Here is an 11,101-nt window from a genome sequence, read left to right on the forward strand (position 1 = left end):
TCCACACGACCCACCTGGCGACGCCTTCATCAGGGCCAGGCGGGAGAGAGCCACCGAGCGCAGGGAGGCGCAATCGGATATGTAGGAAAGTTACATGACAGAAGGCGGGGCAAGCGGACTCGGTCAAGTGCCAGGATCATCGAAAATACATGTTCTTAATCGGCCTGTTATTTGACCTTGCGCAGACATTCTGGGTAGATTGTCCCCCTAAGATGACGGAGCATATGTTGTAATCGCACAACAATAAGTGAGGCTGTCTCTCACCTTGGAAGGAGAGGGACACCAACCAGAATAAGGATGTGGAATGAACGAAAAGTACGCCGCTCTACGGGCCAACGTAGGCATGCTGGGCCAGCTGCTGGGTAAATCCATCAAGGATCATCAGGGACAGGCTTTCCTCGACAAGATCGAAACCATTCGTCAACTGGCCAAGTCTTCCCGCAAGGGCAACGAGGCCGACAGGGAGCGCCTGCTCGACACCCTGCGCACCCTCTCCGATGACGAACTGTTGCCGGTGGCCCGCGCCTTCAGCCAGTTCCTCAACCTGGCCAACGTGGCCGAACAGTTCCACACCATCTCCCGCCGCTGCGAAGAGCAGGTCTGCACCCCGGACCCGCTGGAGCAGATGTTCGACAAGCTCAAGGCGTCCAACCTGTCGCAAGAGGCCATCATCCAGGCCGTGCGCGAGCTGGATATCGATCTGGTGCTGACCGCCCACCCGACCGAGGTGACCCGTCGCACCCTGATCCACAAGCATGTGCAGCTCAACGACTGCCTGGAGGCCCTCGAGCTCTCCGACCTGCTGCCCCGTGAGCGGGACAAGATCCTCAATCGTATCGAACAGCTGGTCAATCAGGCCTGGCACACCAACGAGATCCGGGTACAGCGTCCCACCCCGGTGGACGAGGCCAAGTGGGGCTTCGCCGTGGTGGAAAACAGCCTCTGGCCCGCGATCCCCGAATTCATGCGCAACCTGGACGAACGGTTGCAGCAACACCTGGGGGTACGCCTGCCCCTGGACGCCGCCCCGGTCAAGTTCACCTCCTGGATGGGGGGCGACCGTGACGGCAACCCCTTCGTCACCGCCAAGGTGACCGCTGAGGTGCTGGAGCTGGGCCGCTGGATGGCGGTGAGCCTGTTCTACAAGGACATCAAGGAGCTCACCTCGGAGCTCTCCATGTCCGACTGCACCCAGGCGGTGCGCGATCGCGTCGGCGACAGTGCCGAACCCTATCGCGCCCTGGTGCGCGAGCTGCGCGAACAGCTGCGCGAGACCCAGGAATACCTCACCGCCAAGGTGCAGGGTCAGGTGAGCGAGAGCCGGGACCTGGTCAAGGCCACGGCCCAGCTGCGCGAGCCCCTGGAACTCTGCTACCACTCCCTGCACGCCTGCGGCATGGGCAACATCGCCGACGGCATGCTGCTGGACGTGCTGCGCAAGCTGGCCTGTTTCGGCATCCATCTGGTCAAGCTGGACATCCGTCAGGACGGCGAGCGCCACGGTCAGGTCTTCTCCGAGCTGACCCGTTATCTGGGCATGGGGGACTACGCCGAGTGGAGCGAGGACGACAAGCAGGCCTTCCTGCTGAACGAGCTGAACTCGCGCCGCCCCCTGCTGCCGAGCGACTGGACACCGAGCGACGAGACCCAGGAGACCATAGACACCTGCAAGGTGATCGCCGCCCATGATCCGGATGCGTTCGGCATCTACATCATCTCCATGGCCGGCGCCCCGTCCGACGTGCTGGCGGTGCAGCTGTTGCTCAAAGAGGCTGGCTGCAAGTTCCGCATGCCGGTCGCCCCGCTGTTCGAGACCCAGGAAGACCTGATGGCGGGTACCGCCGTCATGGATCGCCTGCTGTCGGTGGACTGGTATCGCGGCTACATCCAGGGCCGCCAATACGTGATGATCGGCTACTCGGATTCGGCCAAGGATGCGGGCATGATGGCCGCCGGCTGGGCCCAGTACGCCGCCATGGAGTCCCTGGTGGCCCTGGCAGAGACCAACAAGGTGCGCCTGACCCTGTTCCATGGCCGCGGCGGCACCGTCGGTCGCGGCGGCGCCCCCGCCCATCAGGCGATCCTGTCCCAACCGCCGGGATCCCTGCGCGGCGGCCTGCGGGTCACCGAGCAAGGGGAGATGATCCGCTTCAAGTTCGGCCTGCCAAAAGTGGCCATCAACAGCCTGAACCTCTACACCAGCGCCGTGCTGGAGGGCAACCTGCTGCCGCCGCCCAAGCCCAAAGAGAGCTGGCGCACCGTGATCGAGCAGGTGGCCGAGGCCTCCTGCGAACACTATCGCAGCATAGTGCGCGGCCACCCGGACTTCGTGCCCTATTTTCGCGCCGCCACCCCGGAGATGGAGCTCGGCAAGCTGCCGCTCGGCTCCCGCCCTGCCAAGCGCAAGCCCAATGGCGGCGTCGAGAGCCTGCGCGCCATCCCCTGGATCTTCGCCTGGACCCAGAACCGGCTGATGCTGCCGGCCTGGCTCGGCGCCCACCAGGGGCTGCAACAGGCCATCGACAACGGTCACCAGGCCGTGCTGGAAGAGATGAGCCGCCAGTGGCCCTTCTTCCGCACCCGCCTCGAGATGCTGGAGATGGTGTTCCTCAAGGCCGACAGCTGGCTGGCTGAGTACTATGACACCCGTCTGGTGCCGGAGAACCTCTGGCCGCTCGGCAAACAGCTGCGCCAGGAGCTCGCCGACGCCGCCGATGTGGTGCTGGCCCTGCGCCCGCAAGGGGACCTGCTGGACGACCAACCCTGGATCAAGGAGTCCATCAAGCTGCGCAACCCCTACACGGATCCCCTCAACGTGCTGCAGGCCGAGCTGCTCAACCGCTCGCGCCGCGACCCTGAGTCCCTGCACGAGGAGATAGATCAGGCGCTGATGGTCACCATCGCCGGTATCGCCGCAGGCATGCGCAACACGGGTTGATGGCCGGCAAGCTGGAAATCACATAGTCAAAGGGCGCCATTGTGGCGCCCTTTCTCTTTCTGCTGTCTGGCCAGACTAGGCTATCCGGTTGCGCCCCCGGCGCTTGGCCTCGTAGAGGCGCTGATCCACACATTGCAGCCAGTCGTCCATGCAGCGATACCGCATCTGGTAGGGGGTGATGCCCGCGCTGATGGTGACGGCAATCTCCTGACGCCGATGCAAGAAGGGGTGGTTCGCTATCTGCAGGCGGGTTCGCTCCATGATGCCGTGGGCTTCCTCCAGACTGGTGCCGCGCAGCAGCAGGATGAACTCCTCACCGCCAAAGCGCGCCACCAGATCCTGGCTGCGCACCGTCTTCATCAGCAGGCCGGCCAGCTCCTCGAGCACGGTATCCCCGGCGAGATGGCCGTGTTCATCATTGATCTGCTTGAAGAAATCGATGTCAATCAACACCAGGCAGCAGGCCTCCCCCTCGGCAGGGTGGTGCTGAATACGCTCGAGCAGGCGGTTGGCCTGACGAAAGAAGCAACTGCGGTTGGGCAGCCTGGTGAGGAAGTCGTGTTCGGCGTTGAAGCGCAGCTCCCGCTCCATGCGGTTGCGCTCGTCCTCCAGATTGCGGGCATGGATCAGGGTGCCCAGGGCCGTGGTCAGGGGCTCGATCAGGGTGACCAGGGTTTCATCGAAGCCGCCGGGGCGGTTGGCCAGGGCTATCATGCCGATGGCTGCCCCCTTGTGGCGGATTGGAATGCCGAGAAAGCTCTCCAGGTGAGGGTGGCCGGGGGGCGACACGCCGCGGCTGGCCGGATGGCTCGGCAGGTCGTTGCAGCACACCAGGGTGTTGTGGGTGACCACATGGCCGAACAGATTGTCGAGCTTGCTGAAGATGAGGCCCCCCCTCTCCTGGCGCTGCTGCTCGTACCAGGCATGGGTCCTCTCGTCCCAGGAGACATTGGAGATGGAGGGTACATAGAGGCATAACCGCCCCTCCTCGAACCGGGTGATGCCGATGAAGCCATAGTCGCTCTCGCTCACGCTCAGCAGCCGCTCGAACACGGTGTCGCAGGCGGTGGCGAGGTTGCGATCGAGCAGAAAGCCTTGATGGGCGGCGACTATGATGTCAAACAGCTGGCTCTGCTGCTTCACCCTCAGCTCGGCCTGCACCTCTGGCGTGATGTCGTGGGCCAGCTTGAGCACCCCGAGCAGGGTACCCGCCTCGTCCCTGATGGGGGTGTAGACAGCCTGGAGCCAGACGCTCCCACCGCCACGGACGATGCGACGAAACGAGCCGGAATGGATCTCGCCGCCGAGCACCCCCTGCCAGAAGCCGTCATGTTCCCCCTGTTGCTCGGGGGGAAACAGTAGGCGATGGGACTGGCCGATCAGATCCTCGGGGGCGTAACCCAGGAGGGCGCAGAACCTGGGATTGACTGCCACCATGTGGCCCTGGAGATCGAACTCGACGATGCCATAGGCGCGATCGAGCGCACTCAGTCGCGCCAGGATGTCATAGCGACCGAAGGCGTCTGGGTCCATGTCGCCGTTGAGGGAACGGATCGCTGGGGTATTCATGACTACGATTCCTTTCGATAGTCCATCCATCATGACCATCAGCATAGCGGCATGCGGGGCCAGGACCCCAGAGCATAGATGGGGATCGCCCCCTGCGCCCATGTCCTCCCCGCCAACCCGCAGGGGCCATCTCCACGACCACTTGCCAGGCCAGGCCCCTGAGCGCACACTCCTTGTCCTTGCCGCGATTCAAGGAATCCCTATGACCCCCGCAATCAACTTGCTGAAAAAGCTCAAGATCCCCCACAGGCTCTACCCCTACGAGTGCGATGCCCACGACGACTTCGGCAAACATGCCGCGGCCCAGCTCGGCCTGCCAGAGGCCCAGGTGTTCAAGACCCTGCTCGCCCATCACGACAAGCAGGCGGTGGTGGCCATAGTGCCCTCCTCCGGCATGTGCAGCCTCAAGCAGCTCGCCAGGGCCACCGGGCTCAAGAAGGTGGAGATGATGAAACCGGCCGATGCCGAGAAGCTGACCGGCTACAAGGTGGGGGGCATCAGCCCCCTGGCCCAGAAGAAGCCACTGCCGACCGTGCTGGACGACTCCGCCCTGCAATTTGACGAGATCCTGGTGAGCGGCGGCAAACGCGGCCTCTCGGTCGGGGTGGCACCGGCAGACATGGTACGCCTGATGAACTGGATTGCTGCCCCCATAGGCGAGCCCCACGAATAGAGGCCATGAAAGAGGCCCCGCATCCGGGGCCTCTTTCGCTGGCATGGCGATAAACAGAGCCAGGCTGTGCCTTACCCCTCCCTACAGGCTGCGGTCAGATCCGAGAGCCGCAGCCGCTGACGCCCGGCCTGGTCGAAGTTCTCATCCGCCAGCCAGCGCTCGAAGCACGCCTTCAAGGCGGGCCACTCGCCGTCAAGCACGGAGAACCAGGCGGTATCCCGGTTGCGCCCCTTGTCCACCCTGGCCTGACGGAAGGTTCCCTCATAGCTGAACCCCAGCCGCAGCGCCGCCTGACGGGATGGCTGGTTGAGCGCGTTGCACTTCCACTCGTAGCGGCGATACCCCAGGGCGAAAGCCCGCGCCATCATCAGCGCCATGGCCGCCGTGGAGAGGCGGGTGCGCTGCATGGCGGGAGAAAAGTGCAGCCAGCCCACCTCCATGCTGCCCGCCTGGGGGTCGATGCGCAGATAGCTGGCCAGCCCCAGCGCCCGGCCGCTTGCCTCATCGACGATCGTGTAGAACTGGGGATCCCCCTTGGCGGCGCACTGCTGCAACCAGACCAGCATGGCTGGCTCGTCCGCGAAGGGGCCGCTGGTGAGATAGGTCCACATGGCGCCATCATCGGCGGCAAAGGCCTGCCAGAGCGAGGGAGTGTGGCGCGCGGGATCGAGGGGCTCCAGGCGGCAGCCCCAACCACTCATGACCTGATGGGGGGGGAATTCGGCCCCCGCCCAATGTGCCAGCTTGGCGCCTATCGCCTGACCGAAGCCGTTTATCTCCACCTCAGCAGCCACAGTCGCTCCCCCCTGTCAGCAGGCGACCCGGGGCCTCCCCGGTGGCGACGGCAAAGCCATCCTGGCGCCACCAGTGCAACCCGCCGATCAGCTCCTTCACCTTGAAGCCCAGGGCCGCCAGTTTCAGGGCGCCTCGGGTCGAGCCGTTGCAGCCGATGCCATCGCAGTAGCAGACATAGACAAGTTCCCGATCCAGGGAGGCCGTGCTGGCCGCGTCCATGGTGCGGTGAGGAAAGGAGAGGGCGCCGGGAATATGGGCCTCCCTGTAGTGCGCCGGGGAGCGGGTGTCGATGACGACGATGGCGGTCTCCCCCGCCAGCAGGTCGGCGGCGAGGTCGGCCGGGTCGGTGCGATAGGCGAGCTGGTCGGTAAAAAAGCTGACGGCAGCCTGGGGGCTGGCCAATCCGGTGGCAAGAACGGCACTCATGGTTATCTCCTTCTGCATGATGCGGGTGGTCAATGACCCTAATCTAGCGCCATAATGGCCCTGCCAAGATAGCCAATTATGGCAATCAGGCCAGACCAATTCATCACCCGGAGTCCGCCATGCCCGCCCTGCCGACCCTGTTCGCCGACCTGCAACAGGGGGATCTGCCGCTGCACGAGCAGCTGGTACGCGCCCTGCGCACCGCCATCCTGGCCGGCCAACTGCCCCAGCACAGCCGCTTGCCCGCCAGCCGGGCCCTGGCGCGGGATCTCGCCCTGTCCCGCAGCACAGTGGAACTGGCCTACGCCAGGCTCGAGGCCGAGGGCTATCTGGTGCGCAAGGTGGGGGCCGGCAGCTTCGTCGCCATAGCGCCGCGCCAGACCCCCCCCAGGGCCGCCCCGCTCAGGGCGGCGCGCGCACTCTCCCGGCGCGGCGAGGCCATGCAGGCCAGCGGCAGCTGCCGCGAGGAGGTCAACCCCGGGCCCAATTTCGGTGCGGGTCAGGCCGATGCTCTCGCCTTCCCCGGCGAGCTGTGGGGCAAGCTGTTGCAGCAGCGCTGGCGCCGGGAGGGGGAGCGGCTGATGCGCTACGGCGATCCCCAGGGACTGCCGGCCCTGCGCGAGGCCATCGCCGGTTATCTGATGCAGTCGCGAGGGGTCAACTGCGATCCGGAACAGATCCTGATCCTCACCAGCTCCCAGCAGGGGATACAGCTCGCCGCCCAGCTGCTGACGGATCCGGGAGACTGTGTCTGGCTGGAGGAACCTGGCTACCCCGGGGCCCGCAGCGCCATGGTGAGCGCCGGGGCCAAAGTGCATCCCGTGCCCGTGGACGAGGAGGGGCTCAATCCGGTCGGATCCTTGCCCGCCCCCAGACTCATCTACTGCACCCCTTCCCACCAGTATCCCCTCGGCATGGCCATGAGCCTGCAAAGGCGGATGACGCTGCTGGCCGAGGCGGCGCGCCACAACGCCTGGATCATAGAGGACGACTATGACGGCGAGTTCCAGTATGACCAGCGTCCGCTCCCCGCCCTGCAGGGGCTGGACAGCCAGGGGCGGGTGCTCTACGTAGGCACCTTCAGCAAGGTGCTTTTCGGCTCTCTTCGCCTCGCCTACCTGGTGCTGCCCCATGCCCTGATGACGCCCTTCTGCCAGGCCCGCGCCGCCGTCGACGGCCACAGCAACCAGCTGTTGCAGGGGGTGACGGCCGACTTCATCCAGGGGGGACACTTCGCCGCCCACCTGCGCCAGATGCGCCCCCTCTATCGCAGCCGCCGCGACCTGCTGGTGGAGACCCTGGCCAGTCAGTGTCCGACCCTCACCCCCATCCATACCGGCGCCGGCTTGCAGCTGTGCGCCCTGCTCCCCCCGGGGGAGGAGGCGCGCTGGACGGCGCCGGCCAATCGCCAGGGGCTGGGGCTGCGCCCCTTGAGCGACTTCTACCTGACCCCGCCAGACGCGGCGCCGCCATGTTCCCGCCACGAAGGCTGGCTGCTCGGCTATGGGGCGCTCGACAACGCCAGCCTGCGCCAGCTATGCCGCGCCCTGGGCAGGCTGATGGCCCAGGCGCCGGATGACAGGGCTCAGCCCGGAGGCGCGGTCGGGGCCGTCTCCTGACGCGCGCGGCAAAGGGCCAGCCAGGCCTCGGCACTGCGGGAGAGGTAGCGACCCTTCGGCCAGATCACCCCGAGCCGCCAGCTCATCTCAGGTAACAGGGGACGCAGGATCAGGCCATCCTGGGCCAGGCGGCGACAGACGGGCTCGGGCAGGAAGGCGACCCCCATGCCGCTGCGCACCATGGCGGTGAGAAAATCCCACTGGCTGCTGCGCGCCGCCACCTGGGGGGTGAAGCCCTCGGCGAGGCAGGCCTGTTCGATACGCTCGCTCAGGGTGAAGGCCTGGGTGTAGAGCAGCAAGGGCTCGTCCCGCAGATCCGAGAGGCGCACGCAGGCCCGTTCGCGCCAGCGGGGCTCGGCGGGCAGCACCAGCTGGATCGGGTAGCAGTCGAGATCCAGGCTCTCCAGCTCGGCCATCTCCCGGGCCGGCAGCATGGTGATGGCGAGATCCAGCTCCCCCTCCAGCACCGCCTGCTCGATGCGCCGACCGCCATATTCGACGATGGAGAGCTCGATGGCGGGGTAGCGACTGCGATAGCGGCGAATGAGATCCGCATAGACATGGCCCACCATGGGGGGCATGCCCAGGGCCAGCCGCCCTCCCTTGAGGCTCTGCAAGTCCGTCAGCTCCGTCTCCAGCTGCTGCATCTGGGCCAGTATCTCCTGGCCCCGGGCGAACAGCACCCGCCCCCCGTCGGTCAGGGTGAAGCGGCGACCCGCCCGGCTGAGCAGGGGCTGGCCCAGCTCCTCTTCCAGGTTGCGGATCATCTTGCTGATGGTGGGCTGGGTGACGAACAGCTTCTCGGAGGCGCGGGTGAAACTCTGCTCGCGCACCAGCTCGACGAAGTAACGCAGGGCTCGGATATCCATGGACTCTCTCCGCTGATGGGGGTCATATCATGCCAATTTGGCATGATTTTGATAATTTAAATTCATTTTTTGCAGGTTTTTCCCGGCGCTACACTGGTGCCAGTCTCAGCAACCGGCCTGCCTCCATGTCACTGCCCTCCTGGTTTCTCACCCCCTTGCAGGTCGCCCTGCTGGCCGCCATCTGGTGGCTGGCCGATGGCGCCGTGCGCCTGTTCCACCTGCCCCTGCCCGCCAACCTCACCGGCATGCTGGCCCTGCTCGCCCTGATCCTGCTCGGGGTGGTCAAGACCCGCTGGTTCAGCGCGGGATCCCGCTGGCTGCTGGCGGAGATGCTGCTGTTCTTCGTGCCCGCCGTGGTGGCCGTGGTCAACTATCAGGACCTGATGCTCCATCAGGGGGTGCGGATCCTGCTGGTGATCGGGCTCAGTACCGTGCTGGTGCTCGCCACCACGGCCCTGGTGGTGGACAGGGTCTACCGGCTCGAGCTCAGACTGGCCCGCAGGCATCGCCGCCATGACTAGCCAAGCCTTGAGCCTGCTCTGCCTGGCGCTCACCCTGCTGTTCTACTACCTCAGCAAGTGGCTCTATCGCCGGGTGCAGATACTGCCGCTGATGCCGCTGCTGCTGGCCCCGGCCCTGCTGGTCGCCCTGGTGCTGCTCTGCCACATCCCCTACGAGGCCTACATGGCCGACAGTCACTGGCTGCTCTGGCTGCTGGGCCCGGCCACGGTCGCCTTCGCCATCCCCGTCTACGAGAACCGGGCCCTGATGCGCAAGCACTGGCTGTCCCTCTCCCTCGGGGTGCTCGCCTCCGTGGTCATGGCGGTGGGCAGTTCGGTGCTGCTGGCCCGCTGGTTCGGCCTGTCGGATCTGCTGCAACGCAGCCTCGCCATGCGCTCCATCACCACGCCGTTCGCGGTGGAGGCGAGCAGGAGCGTCGGGGGCCAGAGCGATCTGACCGCCCTGTTCGTGGTGCTGACCGGGGTGATCGGCATGGCGGTGGGGGAGCGCGTGCTGCGCCGCCTCGCCATCCGCAGCCGGCTCGGCAAGGGTGCGGGCTTTGGCGCCTCGGCCCACGGGGCAGGCACGGCCCGGGCCTATCAGATGGGCAAGGAGGAAGGTGTGGTCGCCAGCATGGTGATGATGATCGCCGGTATGGTGACTGTGCTGCTCGCCCCCCTGCTCGGCCAGCTGCTGTGGTGAACATGCCCTGATCCCGCCAGCTGATCCCTGCCTCCTGTCCGGTTACACTGGGATCATGCGAACGGCTCAGGAAGCGATATGACCTCAATCAACAGGCGGGCAGAGTATCTGGCACTGCTGTGCACCCTCTGGCTGGCCACCCCCCGGGCCGGAGCCGCCACTCTCTTCACCCATGTCAGCCCCGAGAGCCCCCAGGATCAGCGCACCCGCTACGAGCAGGATCTGCTGCGCCTGGCGCTGGAGGAGACCCGGGCCGACTTCGGGGAGTACCAGCTGGCGCTGGCGCCCCCCATGAACCGGGTCCGGCTGCTCCAGCAGCTGGCGCAGAACAGCTACCCCAACCTGATCGCTTCCCACGCCTGGCTAAGCCCAGGCAAACGCCCCCGCCTCGGCCACGTTCGCTTCCCCATCACCCTGGGCATGCTCAGTTACCGGGTCTGCTTCGTCAACGAGGATCGCCAGGCCGACCTCGCCCAGGTTCGCACTCTGGCGGCGCTGCGTCCCTTTCGCCAGGTGCAGGGGCGAGGCTGGCAGGATGCCCAGGTGCTCAAGCACGCCGGCATGCAGGTGCAGGAGGTGGACGACTACGAGCGCCTGTTCAAGCTGGTGGCCAGGGGGCGGGCCGACCTCTTCTGCCGGGGGGCGGGAGAGGTGTATCAGGAGTGGCAACGGCGCCAGGCCATGCCGGGTCTGGCCCTAGACAGCCAGATCGCCCTCTCCTACCCCAATCCCCACCTCTTCTACAGCCACGAGGCCAACGGCGCCGCCCTCACCCGGGTACAGACAGGGCTGGAGCGTGCCTGGCGCAAGGGCTCCTTGCAGCGCCTCTGGCGCCAGCACTTCCAGCCCGCCCTGGATCTGGTGCAGCCCCAGCGGCGCCATGTCCTGGTGCTCGACAACCCCTATCTCGAGGGGATCGACTTCGACTATCAGGCCTACTTCCATCGGCGGATCGGGGAGGAGGCAGCCTCGCCTCCCGGAGATCAGGAACAAAAAAAGGCGCCATAAG

Annotated in this window: 10 protein-coding genes; 6 read left to right on the forward strand and 4 right to left on the reverse strand. The window is 66.0% G+C overall.

Going from position 1 to position 11,101, the window contains the following annotated elements:
* The first annotated feature begins 304 nt into the window (after positions 1 to 304).
* The gene (ppc, locus tag BN1119_RS17170; protein WP_042000982.1) at positions 305 to 2,938 is read left to right on the forward strand and encodes a phosphoenolpyruvate carboxylase; all 2,634 of its coding nucleotides are present in this window, start codon (positions 305 to 307) and stop codon (positions 2,936 to 2,938) included.
* Between the two features lie 75 nt (positions 2,939 to 3,013).
* Here ppc and BN1119_RS17175 read toward each other — a convergent pair whose 3' ends face one another.
* On the reverse strand, positions 3,014 to 4,507 hold the full coding sequence (locus tag BN1119_RS17175) for a diguanylate cyclase (protein WP_042000985.1): 1,494 nt from the start codon (positions 4,505 to 4,507) through the stop codon (positions 3,014 to 3,016).
* A gap of 202 nt (positions 4,508 to 4,709) precedes the next feature.
* On the opposite strand from BN1119_RS17175, the gene ybaK reads away from it, so the two are divergent.
* Positions 4,710 to 5,180, forward strand: coding sequence for a Cys-tRNA(Pro) deacylase (gene ybaK, locus BN1119_RS17180; RefSeq protein WP_042000988.1), 471 nt, complete (start codon positions 4,710 to 4,712; stop codon positions 5,178 to 5,180).
* 71 nt (positions 5,181 to 5,251) lie between these two features.
* Here the strand turns inward: ybaK and BN1119_RS17185 are convergent, their stop codons facing one another.
* Both BN1119_RS17185 and BN1119_RS17190 read right to left on the reverse strand, forming a co-directional pair.
* Positions 5,252 to 5,974: a GNAT family N-acetyltransferase gene (locus BN1119_RS17185; RefSeq protein ID WP_042000992.1), complete on the reverse strand. Its 723-nt coding sequence runs from the start codon at positions 5,972 to 5,974 to the stop codon at positions 5,252 to 5,254.
* The gene (locus BN1119_RS17190) at positions 5,964 to 6,401 is read right to left on the reverse strand and encodes a rhodanese-like domain-containing protein (RefSeq protein WP_042001338.1); all 438 of its coding nucleotides are present in this window, start codon (positions 6,399 to 6,401) and stop codon (positions 5,964 to 5,966) included. The genes BN1119_RS17185 and BN1119_RS17190 overlap by 11 nt, the downstream gene beginning before the upstream one ends.
* Before the next feature lie 119 nt (positions 6,402 to 6,520).
* Here BN1119_RS17190 and pdxR point away from each other — a divergent pair, with 119 nt between their 5' ends.
* Positions 6,521 to 8,020 carry a MocR-like pyridoxine biosynthesis transcription factor PdxR gene (gene pdxR, locus BN1119_RS17195; protein WP_042000996.1) on the forward strand — a complete coding sequence of 500 codons (1,500 nt, stop codon included), beginning with the start codon at positions 6,521 to 6,523 and terminating at the stop codon, positions 8,018 to 8,020.
* Here the strand turns inward: pdxR and BN1119_RS17200 are convergent.
* Positions 7,987 to 8,889, reverse strand: coding sequence for a LysR family transcriptional regulator (locus BN1119_RS17200; RefSeq protein ID WP_042000998.1), 903 nt, complete (start codon positions 8,887 to 8,889; stop codon positions 7,987 to 7,989). The genes pdxR and BN1119_RS17200 overlap by 34 nt on opposite strands.
* A 125-nt stretch (positions 8,890 to 9,014) precedes the next feature.
* On the opposite strand from BN1119_RS17200, the gene BN1119_RS17205 reads away from it, so the two are divergent.
* The 3 genes from BN1119_RS17205 (at position 9,015) to BN1119_RS17215 (ending at position 11,100) form a co-directional block, all read left to right on the forward strand.
* Positions 9,015 to 9,410: a CidA/LrgA family protein gene (locus tag BN1119_RS17205; protein WP_042001000.1), complete on the forward strand. Its 396-nt coding sequence runs from the start codon at positions 9,015 to 9,017 to the stop codon at positions 9,408 to 9,410.
* On the forward strand, positions 9,403 to 10,092 hold the full coding sequence (locus BN1119_RS17210) for an LrgB family protein (RefSeq protein WP_042001002.1): 690 nt from the start codon (positions 9,403 to 9,405) through the stop codon (positions 10,090 to 10,092). The genes BN1119_RS17205 and BN1119_RS17210 overlap by 8 nt, the downstream gene beginning before the upstream one ends.
* Positions 10,093 to 10,170: 78 nt before the next feature.
* Positions 10,171 to 11,100 (forward strand): hypothetical protein, encoded by a 930-nt coding sequence (locus BN1119_RS17215; RefSeq protein WP_042001004.1) that lies wholly within the window; start codon positions 10,171 to 10,173, stop codon positions 11,098 to 11,100.
* Position 11,101: the final 1 nt, after the last annotated feature.

This window comes from Aeromonas bivalvium (assembly GCF_000819765.1).
Classification (GTDB): domain Bacteria; phylum Pseudomonadota; class Gammaproteobacteria; order Enterobacterales; family Aeromonadaceae; genus Aeromonas; species Aeromonas bivalvium.